Consider the following 15,226-nt stretch of genomic DNA (forward strand, 5'->3'; position numbering starts at 1 on the left):
TCGCTTTGAAGTTAAAAATACGTGGGGCTTTTTTTGTCCCAAAAGGAGTCAGTTAACGAACGTTTTGTTGTTGGTTTTTGGTTTGATGAGTTTGGGTGCCTGTCAGGCGCAGTCCGAGATGTTAGGCACTCCGATTTCAGGATATAACCATACATCGAGCAATATTAACCGATTCTCAGTGAATGGAGCCGGTGGGCCTAACATTGGTCCGCATCAAGGTGGGCTAAACTCTCAAACTTGCTGTACAACCTTGCCTCGTACATGGACTCCGGGATTAAAAGCTATTGTTGAATGGGAAAGCGATCCGGCCCCCCGCGCGGCTATTAAACGTGATAAATACGGCCAGATTGAATCTGGCGATTATAAGCGTCATGCCACTAATTATACGCATCACAAAGAAATTGTTGATGTTCCTAAATACGGCGAAAAGTTTTGCGCGATCCAGGTACATTTTCTTGCCTGCGATAAAGTTCGTGTTTCTACCACCTGCTACACACCGGAGCATCCTGACTATCCAGACAATGTTTATTTCAATGCGAAGGAGTCCGCAAAATGTCCGACTTTTTGAATTCGGGAGCCGCTCCAAAACCTGCTAGCGCGCTAGTGGCACCCAGTTTTCCTCTGGCTCGCCGGTTACCAAGGGAGCCGATTCAGCTGACGAAGAATATAAAACTGCAAAAGCGTGATGAAGTCGCGTTTGGAAATCAGCAGCGAAAATTATTACAGACTAAAGGGAATATTCAGAGCGGCCCGCCTTGCAGCAAGGCGCTGCATATCACTCTTGCTTTCGATGGTACCAACAACAATGATCAGGCCGATGGCTCTTCCATTCCATCGTCGCGTAGTAATATCGCTCGAATGTTCCATGCCAGTGTAGGCGGGTCCAGCGACGCGCAGGGGCAAGGTTACTTTCGTTACTACAGCCCTGGGGTAGGTACAGTTTTTCCTGACGTACTCGAATTTACGCCAAGCGATGGTGGGTTGATGTTCGCTAGCGGGGGTGAGAACAGGATTAACTGGGGGCTGACTCGATTGCTGGACGCATTAAAGCTGACACTGGAGTCGACGGCTCTTGCTGTGCCTGATATGCGGCGACTGATAGATGCCATGTCTACCGGGCTGGTGACTGCGATCACGGGTGGACTCTTAGAAAATGGAGAAAAAAACCGTGAAGCAGCGATGCGACCAGAGATTCAGAAACTTGAGGAGGCGTTAAAAAAACGCGTTGATGAGGAAGTTAAACCTCATATTCTTGCTATGCGATTGTATGTGTATGGTTTTTCTCGTGGTGCAGCACAGGCTCGGACATTTGCCAATTGGTTGCAAACCTTAACTCGTTGCACTGGAGCTGATGGCCAGACTGAGTACCGCTTTGCCGGACTGCCAATATCTATCGAATTTCTCGGCATCTGTGACACGGTAGCGGCTGTAGGTATGGCAGATAGCATGCCCTTTGCTGCGGGCCACATGGGCTGGGCTGACGACACAATGCGCCTGCCAGATGAGGCAGTAGAAAAATGCATGAGTACCGCGCTTCCTGATGATTGCCACTTTTTAAAGCGTTGCGTTCATTTGGTATCAGCACACGAACAGCGCGCCAGCTTCCCGTTGGACTCAATCAGACGCAGGCCCAAAAACTCTGCTGGCCAACGGGATGACACACAAGCATCAAGTTATCGGAGTGGAACCGAAGAGTATCTATACCCGGGTGTGCACTCCGATGTTGGTGGAGGTTATTCACCTGGTAATCAAGGCAAAGCACTGCCGGGTACTGACCACGTGTTATCGCAGATTCCACTGCATCATCTTTATGCAGAAGCTTTCAAGGCGGGTGCGCCTTTGCAGGTTCCTGAACCGGCAAGCCAGCCTGATGTTCATGAAGTCTGGCGTGTAATGGCTCCCGAAACGGAGATCGAATTCAACGTTTCAGACGAGCTGATAAAGCGTTTCAACGCATGGCAGTCTCAAGTCAAAGGCAGCACTCTCGATGAAATGATCAAGCGAGAGCAGGCACTGATTACGGGCTGGCGTATTGATCGTTATGCCGGTGGCTTAGCACAACGTGGGTTCTTTGCGAACGTTGACAAGGATATGCCGGAGGCCCAGCAGGATGCCTGGAGCGCGATCTATAAGCGTCGCTCCGCTGAATCTGCTGCCGCAGCTCAAGGGCAGCCGTTGCCGACTTACACCGAGGCGCAGGAAAAAGAATATCAATTGAATGTCCAGATTGTCGGGGGGCAGGAAAAGGTCGACAGCATTCGTCTGGAGAAAGCTTTCGATCCTCCACTTGATCAGGTTCAGCTCTTGGGCGCGGCTGCCGAGTTCCGTCATGACTACCTGAAAGAATGGGGAATCCTGGATGACTGGAAAATTGGCAGTACGATCATCGATATGCTGGTTGGGGGCACGGTCTACGCTATCAACGAGGAAGATGAAGCCGAGGAGTACAACTACCTGTATGACAATGGCACGGCGCGTTACAAGGAAATGTTCAGCGGGCCAAACAAAGTGCGACAGGGTCAAGAAGACTTGGTTGCGCTATTTGATGATCAGGTTCATGACTCTCGCGCATGGTTTATGAATACATCTGGCATAGGGCCGCGCGAACCTTTCACTGATTACTTCCGTATACGTCTGGTGCATTTCGATAACGAGTCAAACAAGCAGTTGTCTTTGGTTGCCACGGCTGGACGTGTTATCGGCATCGGTATAGCAGTGGCCAGTATCGGTTTGAGCATAAAAAAACGCGATCCGCGTATGTTGCTGGCATTTCCTCTGATGAACGTTGCTCGACCAATACTTACCGGGAAAGGCCTGCCGGAAATCAGCGCATTCGACCCGCTTACCGGTATCGCGATTCCGGTGGCAAGCAATCTGGATGCCCTGAGGTCGTTCACTAAAGCGCCGGGCGATATGGTCGCCAAGGTCGCAGCCTTGCCTCCGCTAAAACCGTTGAGCGAAGCCACTGCCAACACGCCTGCGCTGCAGAAAATCCTGGTTGCCCATCAAGCGGTTGAAGCAGCCGAAGCTGCCCGTAAGAAGGACTTCGGTTCATTGGCCGGTATGGTGGCAAAAGCCGCTAATGATGAAGACAAGCCCGGTGGCTGGATGGATTTGGTGGCCGAACAGGCCAGCAATTTGAAGTCGTCTGAGAAGAAGGTGTAATTGCGAAAGCATAGAGGGCGGCTTGATATGAGCCGCCCTCTTTGGTTAGCAAAAAAGCATTTCGAATGCCGCTGGTTTCACGACTTTTGAAATGACCATTGGCTTTCCGAGAGTCGATGGAAAGGGGACTTAACGTCCCCTTTTTTTTATCCAAAAATCCCGCTACGGCTTAGCCGCCACGCTCCGCACTTCGATGTGGTCGAGTGTTCCTTCCACCATCAATCGCACTCCATCCGCCATTCGGCTCAGGGCCAGTGCCACCGAGCGGCGTGAGCCGTGGAGGTCGTCGGCGAGGTCGCAGGCGATGACGCTGATGGACAGGAGGTCTTCGGAGGCGTTGGCCATGAGGGCTTCGGCGTCGGTGCCGGGGGAGAGGTTGAAGAGGCCGGTTTCGCGTTTGGGGTGTGGTTCGATGGGCGGTTTGAAGTGGTGGTCGAGGGCGCGTTCGGCGGCTTCGTGGAATTTCTTTGATTCCAGGGATTCGTAGGGCGATATGTCTGGGGATTCGGGGGGATTGGGTGTTGGTTTGATCATTCGGTCTTACTCCAGTTTTAGGAGCCGACACCGTTTCGCTCGCACTTCGAAAGTGGTGGCAGCTGTGCATAGGTGTGCAAGACCGGTGGAGTCACCCGGCAGACCCGAAGGTCTCCCATACACAGCAGCCATAACGATCCGCGAGCATAGGAAAACGCTCGGCGAATTGCCATAACACAATGTGTGCTCCACCGAACTTGCACGTCCGGATCGCGGCCTTAGCGGCGACACACAGAGGCTATCGACGAACTGCCAACCTGCCTAGTTCATGGGTATCCCGGCGCTTTGCAGGAAATTTCCCATTGGGTTGCAGGGTTAAAGATCAAAAGATCGCAGCCTTCGGCAGCTCCTACAGGGATTTGTTTCAACAGGTGTAGGAAGGGCGATCAGTAGGCGAGCGTTGAATCGTGACTTGGTAGTCATCGTGCTGGAAATGGTCTGCATCCTCTTCCAACCGAGTCAGATACTGGTGTTATCGTCCGAATCCCTTACACTGCCCCGGCCGTTCATTTTCCTTTTGAGGCTGTGCGCATGAAATTTCGTTTTCTTCTGTGGATGATGGGTTTGTTGATGGGTAAAGCCAGCCGGACAAATCCTGCGTTCCAGCAGCAGTTGGGTGACAAGGATCTGGTGTTTCAGCTACAGACGCTGGATGGGAAAGTGGCGCGGCATTTCGTGGTGAAGAATCAGCGCATTACCAGCAAGTCTGGGGTGGTGGCGGAGCCGGCGTTTGCGATTGCGTTTAAAGATGCCGGTTATGGCTTTGCGACGATGCAGGCGAAGAACAAGCAGTTGGCGTTTATGCAGGGGATTCAGGACAAGTCGATCCAGCTCAAGGGCAATCCGGCGCTGGTGATGTGGTTTCAGGGGTTGATGAAGTATTTGGTGCCGAGGAAGGCTAAGCCTAAGGCTTGATGCGGTCAGTTGGACCGTGGTGGATTCATCGCGAGCAGGCTCACTCCTACAGGGATTACCTAAATCTTGTAGGAGTGAGCCTGCTCGCGATTTCGTTTTAGGCCTGGCTGAACTGCGAGGCCAGTTCACGCAGCAGGACTTCGGCTTCGAGGACTTTGCTGACGACGTCGTTGGCTTTGTCGCGGCTCAGGCCGACGCGTTCGAGCAGGGCGTCGGGGATGTCTTCGTCGGGGCCGGAGCCGATGCCGCGGCTGCGCAGCAGGCGTACGGCCAGGCAGACGAGGTTCGGGTATTCGGCGTAGGCGCCGTCGTAGCTTGGGTCGTGCTGGAAGCGCAGGGCGGTGGCCAACTCGTCGGGCATGTCCCAGTAGCGCATCAGCCATGAGCCGATCTGTTCGCGGCTGATACCCAGCAGGTGCTGTTCGATGTAGCTGTGGCACAGGTGCGGGTTGACCTCCAGGTGGCGGCAGATCAGCGAGAAGTGCGGCGGGAACACGTGGGCCAGCAGCAGATAACCGAAGTTGTGCAGCAGACCGGCGAGATAGGTCAGGCCAGCTTCCGGGCGCTGGGCGCGCGGCATGGCGCGGGTCAGGCCTTCGATGACGGCGGCGGTGTAGATCGACTGCTGCCAGTACGGCGTGGTGTGTTGCGGGTGGTCTTTGGGCAGGCTCAGGGTCTTGCCGAGGGCCAGGCCCAGCGCCAGATTGATCACCAGATCGAAACCCAGCACGCGGACGATCGCGTCTTCCACCGAACGAATCTTGCCCGGCGAGGCGTAGTACGGCGATGCCGCCCAGCTCACCACTTGTGCGGCCAGTGCCGGGTCGGTTTCAACCACGCCGGTGATGTCGTCGATGGTGGCATTGGGGTCAACGCGCAGTTTGATGATTTTTTGTGCGGTTTCGGCCAGCGGTGGAATCTCGATGGTCGCTTCCAGACGCTGCTGAATCCGGCGTGCAGTGAACGCTTGCACGGCCTGGGTGATTTCCTCGCGGTCGTCGTCCGGGCGGTCGAGGTTCGGGCGAATGCTGCTCAGGGCTTCGCCGAAGTTGGCGGCGCTGGCCTTGGTCAGCATGGTCTTGAAGTCTTCGCTGGCGATTTCCAGCAGCAGGCCTGGCTCACCGGAGTTGATCAGCAGCTTCGGTTCGCGCAGCAGGCTTTCTTCATACAGGCACGGCGAACTGGTCAGCGCCGGCAGGCCCGGCAGCAGGCTCAGGCTGTGTTTGCCGAGCATCTTTTCCAGGCGCTCGGTCGACACGGCGGTGAGGCGACGGCCCGTCAGTTCGGCGAGGCGATTGAGGTCGAGCAACTGGCTCTGCGGAAACAGCACCATCAGCGCGCCGACGGCGTCGTCCAGCAACACGGCTTGTACCTTGCGCGAAGCATTGAGGCCGTGGTGGTCGAGCACTTCTTCGTAGGCGATGCCCAGCTTGCCTAGCAGCAGCCGAATGACAGACGGCGCGTGCGGAGATTCGGGGGCGAGAGCGGCTTCGGTCATGATCTGTATCCGTTTTTGAAACAATGGCAGGAGTATAACCAGCTTGGTCAGAACGATCTGTCAGAAACTGCGACGGTGCTCACACTTGGCCGTATTGCTGCCCGTGCCGCAACCAGCGATCGAGTAATGGGCTGACGTGGGTTGGCCAGCGTTCCAGCAGGGCTTGCGCGGCGTCGCGGACGGCGGGTAACAAGTCGGCGTCGCGCATCAGGTCGGCGACTTTGAATTGCAGCAAACCGGTCTGGCGGGTGCCGAGCATTTCGCCGGGGCCGCGCAGTTCGAGGTCTTTTTCGGCGATGACGAAACCGTCGTTGGTCTCGCGCATGATACCCAGGCGCTGGCGACCGATCTGCGACAGCGGCGGATGGTAGAGCAGCACGCAATGGCTGGCGGCGCTGCCCCGACCCACACGTCCACGCAATTGGTGCAGTTGCGCAAGGCCGAGGCGTTCGGGGTTTTCGATGATCATCAGGCTGGCGTTGGGCACGTCGACGCCGACTTCGATCACTGTGGTGGCGACCAGCAGTTGCAGGTTGCCAGCCTTGAATTCGGCCATGACGGCGGCCTTCTCGACGGGCTTCATGCGCCCGTGGATCAGGCCGACTTTCAGCTCGCCGAGGGCAAGAGTGAGGTCTTCAAACGTGGTCTCGGCGGCCTGACAGGTCAGCTCCTCCGACTCTTCAATCAGTGTGCACACCCAATAGGCCTGACGACCTTCGGCGCAGGCACCGCGCACGCGTTCGATGACTTCGACGCGGCGGGTGTCGGTGACCAGCACAGTGTTGACCGGGGTTCGACCGGGCGGCAGTTCGTCGAGGATCGAGGTGTCGAGGTCGGCGTAGGCGCTCATCGCCAGCGTCCGTGGGATCGGCGTCGCGGTCATGATCAGTTGGTGCGGGCACATGCGCCCGCCGACGCCTTTCTGCCGCAGCGCCAGACGCTGTTGCACGCCGAAGCGGTGCTGTTCGTCGATGATCACCAGCGCGAGGTTCTTGAACTGCACTTCGTCCTGGAACAGCGCGTGGGTGCCGACCACCATCGGCGTGCCGCTGGCGATCTGTTCCAGCGCGGCGACGCGGTTCTTGCCCTTGAGCTTGCCGGCCAGCCACGCGACTTCAATGCCCAACGGTTCGAGCCAGCGCTTGAAGGTGATGAAGTGTTGCTCGGCGAGAATCTCGGTCGGCGCCATCAATGCGACTTGATAGCCAGCCTCCAGCGCTTGCAATGCAGCGAGGGCGGCGACCACGGTTTTACCGGCGCCCACGTCGCCCTGAATCAGCCGCAGCATCGGTTCGTGCTGACTGAGGTCGTAGGCGATTTCGTTGCCGACACGCTGTTGCGCGCCGGTCGGGTTGAAGCCGAGGTTGGCCAGATACTTCGGCGGCAACTTCGTCGCTTTCGGCATCGCTGGCGCGCGCAGCGAACGCATGCTTTCGCGCAGACGCTGTTGCGACAGTTGATGGGTCAGCAGTTCTTCGAAGGCCAGGCGATGCTGGGCCCAGTGATGACCGAGGGCGAGTTCGTCGACGTCGGCATCGGCGGGTGGGTTGTGCAGATAGCGGATCGCATCGGCCAGCGGCGCCAGTTGGTAGTCGCGCGCCAGTTCGGTCGGTAGCCAGTCGGGCAGGGTATCGGGCTTGAGCATGGTCAGCGTCTGCAGGCACAACTGGCGCAGACGCGCTTGGGTCAGGCCTTCGGTCAGCGGGTAGACCGGGGTCAGGGTTTCATCGACCGGCGGCGGTTCGTCGCCAGTGATGGCGCGGTATTCCGGGTGGTAGATTTCCAGCCCTGACGCGCCGGGCCGGGCTTCGCCGTAGCAGCGCACCCGCGTGCCGCGCTTGAGGCCTTCTTTCTGCGCGTTGCTGAAATGGTAGAAGCGCAGGCTGAGACCGCCGGTGCCGTCCTGCAAACGCACGACGAGGCTGCGACGGCGGCCCATGACCACGTCGGCGCCGCTGACGGTGCCTTCGACCACGGCGTCCTGCCCCGGTCGCAAGGCGCCGATCGGCACCACGCGGGTGCGATCCTGATAACGCAGCGGCAGGTGGAACAGCACGTCCTGAAGATTCTCCAGACCGACCTTGGCCAGTTTCTCGGCCATGGCTTCGCCGACACCCTTGAGTGCCGTCACCGACACTTGCGACAGCTCCGTCATGACGCTCGCTTAACCGGCCGTAACCGGTGCCGCTGGCTTGGCCACCGAACACAGGCGAATGGAGTCGGCGAGGATCTCGATGGCTTTCGGCCGTGGGAAGCTCGCGCGCCAGGCGATGGCCACGGTGCGGAACGGCACCGGTGGCGACAGCGGCCGCACTTCGATCACGCCGGGGGCGTAGTGATGGCTGTCGACCGCCGACAACGGCAGGATCGAAATGCCCAGACCGGACGCAACCATGTGGCGGATGGTTTCCAGCGAGCTGGATTCGACCGTGGTGTGCTTGGCGCCGTCGTTGCCCTTGGTCAGGGTCGGGCAGGCTTCCAGCACTTGATCGCGGAAGCAGTGGCCTTCACCGAGCAGCAGCAGGCTCTTGTCGTTGAGCAGGCCGGCGTCGATGGTTTCTTTTTGCGTCCACGGGTGCTGGGCCGGCATGAGCACGTAGAACGGTTCGTCGTACAGCGGCAGGGTCAGCACGTCGGCTTCGTTGAACGGCAGGGCGATGATGATCGCGTCGAGTTCGCCGTTGCGCAGTTTGTCGCGCAGCACGTGGGTGAAGTTTTCTTCGATGTACAACGGCATCTGCGGGGCGACCCGGTGCAGTTGTGGAATCAGGTGCGGGAACAGGTACGGGCCGACGGTGTAGATCGCGCCGACTTTCAGTGGCGCGGTCAGCTGGTTCTTGCCGGCCTGGGCCAGTTCGCGGATGCCTTGCGCTTGCTCGAGGACTTTCTGGGCCTGGGCGACGATGCCTTCGCCGACCGGAGTCAGGCGCACGGCGCTTTTGCTGCGCTCGAAAATCAGCACACCGAGTTCGTCTTCAAGCTTTTTCACGCCCACCGAAAGGGTCGGCTGGCTGACGTGGCAACGTTCGGCGGCGTGGCCGAAATGCTGCTCTTGGGCGAGGGTAACGATGTAGCGTAATTCTGTGAGGGTCATAGCAAGCGTCCATGAAGATGCGGGCCAAGCATACCGGCTGCAATCGATAGACGCACGTTATCAGACTGAGCGCTCAATGCGACTACTGCAAAAAGCAAAAGATCGCAGCCTTCGGCAGCTCCTACAGGGAAATGCATTCCAATAATGTAGGAGCTGCCGAAGGCTGCGATCTTTTGATCTTGCTACTTAGCGGCGGCGTTCCAGCGAGTAAACAAACGGGGCAACAATTTCGATCGAGCCATTGGTCAGCATGTCGGCCGGTGGCTTGGGCAGCGGTTGGGCGCGGCGGATCATTTCCAGGGTGGCCCGGTCCAGATCGGCGTTGCCGGAGCGGCCCACCAGTTCGAACGACAACACGTTACCTTCGGCATCCACCACGAAGCGCAAGCGGTTCAAGCCTTCCTTGCCACGCATCTGTGCACTTTGCGGGTACTTTTTGTACTTCGCCAAATGCGCAAGCAGGGTGCCTTGCCAACTGGCCTTGGCAGCCATCTGAGCAGGCGACGGACCCGGCGCAGGCTGGGCGGATTTCTCCGTCGGCGCCTGAGTCGGTTGCGTGTCGGCCGGTTTCTCCTCGGAAGGTTTTTCCTTCGGTGGATCGGGCAGCTTCTTCTCGATCGGCTTCGGCGGTTTAGGCTTTGGCTTCGGTTTGGGTTTCGGCACCGCGATTTCTGCTTTTGGTGCTTCAGCCAGTTTCGGAATCGGCAGCTCTTCAACCGGAGCCGGTGGTTGCGGCGGTGTGACGACTTTCGGCGGTGCAGGCGGTGGTGGGGCCGGAACCGGTGCCAGTTCGACCATCATTGCCTGCGGCGGCAATTCGATGGGCGGACGGGCGGTCCAGTTCAGCGCCAGCGCGATGGCCAGCGCGTGAACGCCCAGCACCACGGCCAGGCTACCGCTGTAACGCGTCAGCTTATGGCGCGTCGTGATCATTTCTTGGCTGCCGTCTCAAGTCCGACCAGGCCGACCTTCAGGTAACCGGCGCTGCGCAGCTTGTCCATCACGCTCATGAGGTCGCCGTAATCCACGCCTTTATCGGCCTGGAAGAAGATGGTGGTGTCTTTCTTGCCCTGAGTCTTGGCGTCGAGGAAGGCGCCGAGGGTTTCCGGCGTCACTTCGTCTTCGCCGATGTACAGGCGTTGGTCAGCTTTGACGCTGAGGAACACCGGTTTCTCTGGCCGCGGCGCCGGTTTGGCGGTCGAGGCAGGCAGGTCGACTTTGATGTCCACGGTGGCCAACGGAGCAGCCACCATGAAGATGATCAACAGCACCAGCATCACGTCGATGAAAGGCGTGACGTTGATTTCGTGGTTCTCGGCCAGATCGTCGTCTGCGCCTTCTTTCAAATGCAGGCCCATGGCCGATTACCCCACTTTGACCATGTGCGGCTGCGAGCTGCGCTCAGGCTGGTGGTCGAGGTCGCGGCTGACCAGCAGCAGCACTTCTGCCGATGCGTCGGAAACCTGCGCCTTGTAACCGGCGATGGAGCGGGCGAACACGTTGTAGATCACCACGGCTGGAATCGCGGCAACCAGGCCCAGCGCGGTGGCCAGCAGTGCTTCTGCAATGCCCGGTGCCACAACGGCGAGGTTGGTGGTCTGGGTTTTGGCGATGCCGATGAAGGAGTTCATGATGCCCCATACGGTGCCGAACAGACCGACGAACGGCGCGGTAGAACCGATGGTGGCGAGCACGCCGGTGCCGCTGCTCATGTTGCGACCGCAGGCTGCTACGAGGCGCTCGAGACGGAAGCTGACGCGTTCCTTGATGCCTTCTTTCTCGCGGCTGTTGACCGACAGACGCATCTCTTCGAGCGCGTCGTGCACCAGCAGGTTGGCGAGGGTGCCTTCCTTGCCGGCCGTGGCGCTGGCTTCTTTAAGGGTGGTGGCTTTTTTCAGGGCGGCGATTTCACCACGCAGACGACGCTTGGCGCCCATCAGCTCGAAGCCTTTGGCAATCCAGATGGTCCAGGTGATGATGGAAGCGATGGCCAGACCGATCATCACGATTTTCACGATGATGTCGGCGTTCTGGTACATGCCCCACGGCGACAGGTCGTGGGCCATGCCCAGGCTGTTGTTGTCTTCCATCTCCTGCGGATCAAACTGCTTGGCCGCCTCGCCGAACTTGGCCAGAGACTCTTGAACTTCTGGCGGCAGTGAGGAGGTGTCGACGCTACCATCAGGGTTTCTTGGCACATCCTGTGTGGTATTTGCAGCTGGCTGGGACGGTGCAGTTGCATCGGCGAACGCGGCAGTCGGTGCCAGCATCAGACTGAGCAGCAGAGCCGCCACCGCGCTCCAGGCGCGAGGTCGTTTGGTTGGCGAAGCGGGGATTTGATTACGTGTCATGCTGGCCGGACCTGAGATAGAAAAACGTTTAGTGCTCTTCCAGGCCTCGTAAGGCCGAGAACAAAAGTGGCCTGCATTATTGCAAGTAATTCTTGTTAACAAAAGTAATAGAGTATCTTTTTTTCCTGCATTGCTAGCCGCTCGTCCTTTGCCGGCGCTAGTCTATGCCTTTGCGATGGGAGTTTTTTGATGTCCGCGCCTTCTGTTTTGATTGCCGGTTGTGGTGATGTCGGCAGTCGTCTGGCCAAGCAATTGCTGGCGGCTGGCTGGGAAGTTCATGGCTTGCGCCGGGACGTTTCGAAACTGCCTGACGGTGTCATCGGCGTTGCCGGTGACCTGTTCAACGAAGACTGCCCTGCGACCTGGCCAGTCGGGGCGGTGGATTATCTGGTGTATTGCGCAGCGGCAACTGATCACGATGAGGCCGGTTATCGCGCCGCTTACGTGCAGGGTTTGCAGAATGTGCTGAGCTGGCTGGATGACTACGGGCAAGTCCCCGAGCGCCTGGTCTTCGTTTCCAGCAGCAGCGTGTACGGGCAGCAGGGCGGCGAGTGGGTTGACGAGACATCGGCAACAATCGCCGCCGGTTATTCAGGACGACTGATGCTGGAAGCGGAGCAAGTTGCCCTCAATAGCGGTATCCCGGCGAGCATCCTGCGTCTGACCGGCATTTACGGCCCGGGCCGCGAATGGCTGCTGACTCAAGTGCGTCGTGGTTATCGCGTGGAGGTTGAACCGCCGCTCTATGGCAACCGGATTCATGCCGATGACGCGGCCGGGTTGCTGGCGTTTCTGCTGGAGAAGGATCGTCAGGGCCTGAAGCTGGATGATTTCTATATCGGTGTCGACGACGCGCCGGCACCGTTGGCGGAGGTGGTCGGTTGGCTGCGTGAGTATCTGGGTGTGACCGAGTGGGCGGATGACGCCAGCGTTCGGCGCACGGGCAGCAAGCGCTGCAGCAATGCGCGGGTGAAGGCATTGGGCTGGAGGCCAACTTACCCAAGCTATCGCGAAGGTTATGCCGCGATCCTTGAAGGTAAATGCTGAGTCCCAGACACCACAAAACAACTGTAGGAGTGAGCCTGCTCGCGATGGGGCCATAACATTCAACACTTGTGCTGACTGTTACACCGCTATCGCGAGCAGGCTCACTCCTACAGGGGGTGTCTGCGGTTTCAGAGGTGGATTACTGCTTCTCGAGCAACCACTTGCGCTCACCGGCTGTGAACTGCGGTTGTTCATCCGCCAACGCGGCATTCACTGCCTGGAGAATTTCCAGCTCTTTGCCCTTGCGCACAAAGATCCAGTTATTGCCCTGACCGTTCTGTTGCAGCCACATGCTGTCGTTGCCATTGCTCATCGACGCGCAGTCGCCCGCCAGGCACAAAGCATAACGGTCGGCTCCCGGCAAACCGGAGACTTGGCCGTCCGCCTGGAATTGCACGGTGCTGCCTTCACCCTGACCGTTGGTGATTTTCCAGTCACCGCCCAGGTACGCCGAATACAGCGCACGTTCGAAACTGGCACCGATCGGTGCGCCTTCCGGCACCGCAATCTGTGCGCGGTCGAAAACTTGCTCGGGTTCGTTCTCGCCGGCGGCTTGCTGCAGTTGCCCGCCGTCGCGTTTCAGCTCACTGGCGGAGCTGCCATAGAAGTCGACTTTCCAGGCGCCGGATTTCTCACCCAGCAGCCGTCCTTCGACGTTCTCAAAACCGTTGGTGTAGCGGGCCTGACTGGCCTTGGTGTTGACGTCCCACTCAAGGTTCGGGCCGTAAGCCTGAAGCGCTTCGCGCAGGGGGCCGCCCTTGGCTGCGGCATCGATCGCCACCTGGTTGATCCAGGTGCCGCTGATGTCACGGTCGGCAGGGTTGCTGGCGCAGCCGCCGAGGAAAATGGCGAGCAGCGGGAAAGCTAGCGCTTTGCGCATGGTGGAATCCTTTCAAAACCTTTTCTTGCAGCAGTCGGCGCGGCTTTGGAGGCCGCGCCGTGCGCATCACTCGATGACCAGAATGGCATCCATTTCAACCTGCGAACCCTTTGGCAGGGCAGCCACGCCGATGGCGGCGCGGGCCGGGTATGGCTGGTCGAAGTACTTGCCCATGATCTCGTTGACCTTGGCGAAGTGGCTCAGGTCGGTGAGGAAGATGTTCAGTTTGACGATGTCCTTGAACGAACCGCCAGCAGCTTCAGCCACGGCTTTGAGGTTCTCGAACACCTGGACGGTCTGGGCTTCGAAGCCTTCAACCAGTTCCATGGTTTTTGGGTCCAGAGGAATCTGACCCGACATGTACACGGTGTTGCCTGCCTTGATCGCCTGGGAGTAAGTGCCGATGGCGGCCGGGGCCTTGTCGCTGGTGATAACAGTCTTGGTCATGTATGACTCCTTGTAATGGTTGAGTTATGCACGCATGCGGGTGATACGGATCACCCCGGTCAAGGCGCGCAGCTTCTTGATCACGCGGGCCAGGTGCACACGGTCGTGGACGCTGACCACCAACTGGACAACGCTGATGCGACCATCGCGTTCATCCATGCTGATTTTCTCGATATTGCCGTCGGCTGCGTTGACGCTGCTTGCGAGCAGTTCGATCAGGCCGCGCTGGTGTTCCAGCTCGACACGCAGTTCGACGTTGAATTCGCCGGTGACATCCTTGGCCCACGAGAGCTGGATGCATTTTTCCGGGTTGTGCCTGATTTCGCTGATGTTGCGGCAGTTGTCCAGGTGCACGACCATGCCTTTGCCCGCCGACAGGTGCCCGACAATCGGGTCGCCCGGGATCGGCGTGCAGCATTTGGCGTAGCTGAGCACCAGACCTTCGGTGCCGCGAATCGCCAGCGGACCTTCCGGGCTTGGCAACTGTTCGCCTTCGCCGAGCAGGCGGCGGGCGACGACATAGGCCATGCGGTTGCCCAGGCCAATGTCTTCGAGCAGGTCTTCGATCAATTCGAGGCGGTATTCGGTGAGCATCGCCTTGACGCGTTCGGCCGGGATCTTCTCCAGCGAACTGTCGAAACCGTTGAGCACCTTGTTCAGCAGGCGTTCGCCGAGGCTGATGGATTCGGAGCGACGCTGCAGTTTCAGCGCATGGCGAATGTGTGTGCGTGCCTTGCCGGTGACCACAAAGTTGAGCCACGCCGGATTCGGTCGGGCGCCGGGAGCGCTGACGATCTCGACCGTGGAGCCGCTTTGCAGCGGTTCGGACAGCGGTGCGAGGCGACGGTTGATCCGGCAGGCAATGCAGCTGTTGCCGACATCGGTGTGCACCGCGTAGGCAAAGTCGACCGCCGTAGAGCCTTTCGGCAGCTCCATGATCCGGCCTTTTGGCGTGAACACGTAGACCTCGTCCGGGAACAGGTCGATCTTCACACTTTCGATGAATTCCAGCGAGTTGCCGGCACGTTGCTGCATTTCCAGCACGCCTTTGACCCATTGGCGGGCGCGGGCGTGGGTGCCTTTCGGCTGCTCGTCACCGCTGGACTTGTACAGCCAATGGGCAGCGATGCCGTTGTTGGCCATCTCTTCCATTTCGCGGGTACGGATCTGGATCTCGATCGGTACGCCGTGCATGCCGAACAGCGGGGTGTGCCGCGACTGATAGCCGGTGGCCTTGGGGATCGCGATGTAATCCTTGAAGCGCCCCGGTAACGGGTTGTACAAATTATGTACAG

Annotated in this window: 14 protein-coding genes; 4 read left to right on the top strand and 10 right to left on the bottom strand. The window is 58.8% G+C overall.

The features are described from left to right. Positions 1-85: 85 nt before the first annotated feature. Positions 86-568: a DUF3304 domain-containing protein gene (locus ACIPIZ_RS25350; protein WP_224790808.1), complete on the top strand. Its 483-nt coding sequence runs from the start codon at positions 86-88 to the stop codon at positions 566-568. Beyond that, entirely contained in the window at positions 553-3,165 is a 2,613-nt protein-coding gene (locus ACIPIZ_RS25355; RefSeq protein WP_401168082.1) for a T6SS phospholipase effector Tle1-like catalytic domain-containing protein, read from the top strand. The genes ACIPIZ_RS25350 and ACIPIZ_RS25355 overlap by 16 nt, the downstream gene beginning before the upstream one ends. A gap of 162 nt (positions 3,166-3,327) precedes the next feature. Here the strand turns inward: ACIPIZ_RS25355 and ACIPIZ_RS25360 are convergent, their stop codons facing one another. Then, positions 3,328-3,699 (bottom strand): DUF6124 family protein, encoded by a 372-nt coding sequence (locus tag ACIPIZ_RS25360; RefSeq protein ID WP_401168085.1) that lies wholly within the window; start codon positions 3,697-3,699, stop codon positions 3,328-3,330. Positions 3,700-4,230: 531 nt separating this feature from the next. On the opposite strand from ACIPIZ_RS25360, the gene ACIPIZ_RS25365 reads away from it, so the two are divergent. Continuing rightward, positions 4,231-4,614 (top strand): helicase, encoded by a 384-nt coding sequence (locus tag ACIPIZ_RS25365; RefSeq protein WP_064389575.1) that lies wholly within the window; start codon positions 4,231-4,233, stop codon positions 4,612-4,614. A gap of 97 nt (positions 4,615-4,711) precedes the next feature. On the opposite strand, the gene ACIPIZ_RS25370 is transcribed toward ACIPIZ_RS25365, so the two are convergent. From ACIPIZ_RS25370 to exbB, 6 genes are all read right to left on the bottom strand, one after another. Then, positions 4,712-6,112, bottom strand: coding sequence for an aminoacyl-tRNA deacylase and HDOD domain-containing protein (locus ACIPIZ_RS25370; protein ID WP_236427338.1), 1,401 nt, complete (start codon positions 6,110-6,112; stop codon positions 4,712-4,714). Positions 6,113-6,191: 79 nt separating this feature from the next. Next, positions 6,192-8,267: an ATP-dependent DNA helicase RecG gene (recG, locus tag ACIPIZ_RS25375; RefSeq protein ID WP_095049320.1), complete on the bottom strand. Its 2,076-nt coding sequence runs from the start codon at positions 8,265-8,267 to the stop codon at positions 6,192-6,194. A gap of 9 nt (positions 8,268-8,276) precedes the next feature. Next, positions 8,277-9,206: a hydrogen peroxide-inducible genes activator gene (locus tag ACIPIZ_RS25380; RefSeq protein ID WP_007920331.1), complete on the bottom strand. Its 930-nt coding sequence runs from the start codon at positions 9,204-9,206 to the stop codon at positions 8,277-8,279. A gap of 186 nt (positions 9,207-9,392) precedes the next feature. Further along, entirely contained in the window at positions 9,393-10,139 is a 747-nt protein-coding gene (locus ACIPIZ_RS25385) for an energy transducer TonB (protein WP_122660249.1), read from the bottom strand. Next, a complete protein-coding gene (gene exbD, locus ACIPIZ_RS25390) occupies positions 10,136-10,564 on the bottom strand; it encodes a TonB system transport protein ExbD (protein WP_064389572.1) in 429 nt (142 codons plus the stop codon). The genes ACIPIZ_RS25385 and exbD overlap by 4 nt, the downstream gene beginning before the upstream one ends. A gap of 6 nt (positions 10,565-10,570) precedes the next feature. Next, positions 10,571-11,557 carry a tonB-system energizer ExbB gene (gene exbB / locus ACIPIZ_RS25395; RefSeq protein ID WP_064389571.1) on the bottom strand — a complete coding sequence of 329 codons (987 nt, stop codon included), beginning with the start codon at positions 11,555-11,557 and terminating at the stop codon, positions 10,571-10,573. A 189-nt stretch (positions 11,558-11,746) separates the two neighbouring features. Between exbB and ACIPIZ_RS25400 the strand changes: the two genes are divergently transcribed. Further along, complete coding sequence (locus ACIPIZ_RS25400; protein WP_064389570.1) at positions 11,747-12,604, top strand: SDR family oxidoreductase; 858 nt, start codon at positions 11,747-11,749, stop codon at positions 12,602-12,604. Positions 12,605-12,743: 139 nt separating this feature from the next. Here the strand turns inward: ACIPIZ_RS25400 and ACIPIZ_RS25405 are convergent, their stop codons facing one another. The 3 genes from ACIPIZ_RS25405 to ACIPIZ_RS25415 form a co-directional block, all read right to left on the bottom strand. Then, entirely contained in the window at positions 12,744-13,484 is a 741-nt protein-coding gene (locus ACIPIZ_RS25405) for a hypothetical protein (RefSeq protein ID WP_105704675.1), read from the bottom strand. 66 nt (positions 13,485-13,550) lie between these two features. Further along, a complete protein-coding gene (locus ACIPIZ_RS25410; RefSeq protein ID WP_003229509.1) occupies positions 13,551-13,931 on the bottom strand; it encodes a RidA family protein in 381 nt (126 codons plus the stop codon). A 24-nt stretch (positions 13,932-13,955) separates the two neighbouring features. Then, the coding region (locus ACIPIZ_RS25415; protein ID WP_401168091.1) for a RelA/SpoT family protein at positions 13,956-15,226 on the bottom strand (1,271 nt) is incomplete at its 5' end.

The organism is Pseudomonas sp. NPDC087690, from assembly GCF_044743175.1.
Lineage (GTDB): Bacteria > Pseudomonadota > Gammaproteobacteria > Pseudomonadales > Pseudomonadaceae > Aquipseudomonas.

What these genes read in the sequence shown, in the direction of transcription:
- recG (WP_095049320.1), bottom strand. Translation starts at nt 8,267, where the DNA reads ATGACGGAGCTGTCGCAAGTGTCGGTGACGGCACTCAAGGGTGTCGGC.
- ACIPIZ_RS25400 (WP_064389570.1), top strand. Translation starts at nt 11,747, where the DNA reads ATGTCCGCGCCTTCTGTTTTGATTGCCGGTTGTGGTGATGTCGGCAGT.
- ACIPIZ_RS25370 (WP_236427338.1), bottom strand. Translation starts at nt 6,112, where the DNA reads ATGACCGAAGCCGCTCTCGCCCCCGAATCTCCGCACGCGCCGTCTGTC.
- ACIPIZ_RS25350 (WP_224790808.1), top strand. Translation starts at nt 86, where the DNA reads ATGAGTTTGGGTGCCTGTCAGGCGCAGTCCGAGATGTTAGGCACTCCG.
- ACIPIZ_RS25360 (WP_401168085.1), bottom strand. Translation starts at nt 3,699, where the DNA reads ATGATCAAACCAACACCCAATCCCCCCGAATCCCCAGACATATCGCCC.
- ACIPIZ_RS25410 (WP_003229509.1), bottom strand. Translation starts at nt 13,931, where the DNA reads ATGACCAAGACTGTTATCACCAGCGACAAGGCCCCGGCCGCCATCGGC.
- exbB (WP_064389571.1), bottom strand. Translation starts at nt 11,557, where the DNA reads ATGACACGTAATCAAATCCCCGCTTCGCCAACCAAACGACCTCGCGCC.
- ACIPIZ_RS25385 (WP_122660249.1), bottom strand. Translation starts at nt 10,139, where the DNA reads ATGATCACGACGCGCCATAAGCTGACGCGTTACAGCGGTAGCCTGGCC.
- ACIPIZ_RS25405 (WP_105704675.1), bottom strand. Translation starts at nt 13,484, where the DNA reads ATGCGCAAAGCGCTAGCTTTCCCGCTGCTCGCCATTTTCCTCGGCGGC.
- ACIPIZ_RS25380 (WP_007920331.1), bottom strand. Translation starts at nt 9,206, where the DNA reads ATGACCCTCACAGAATTACGCTACATCGTTACCCTCGCCCAAGAGCAG.
- ACIPIZ_RS25365 (WP_064389575.1), top strand. Translation starts at nt 4,231, where the DNA reads ATGAAATTTCGTTTTCTTCTGTGGATGATGGGTTTGTTGATGGGTAAA.
- ACIPIZ_RS25355 (WP_401168082.1), top strand. Translation starts at nt 553, where the DNA reads ATGTCCGACTTTTTGAATTCGGGAGCCGCTCCAAAACCTGCTAGCGCG.
- exbD (WP_064389572.1), bottom strand. Translation starts at nt 10,564, where the DNA reads ATGGGCCTGCATTTGAAAGAAGGCGCAGACGACGATCTGGCCGAGAAC.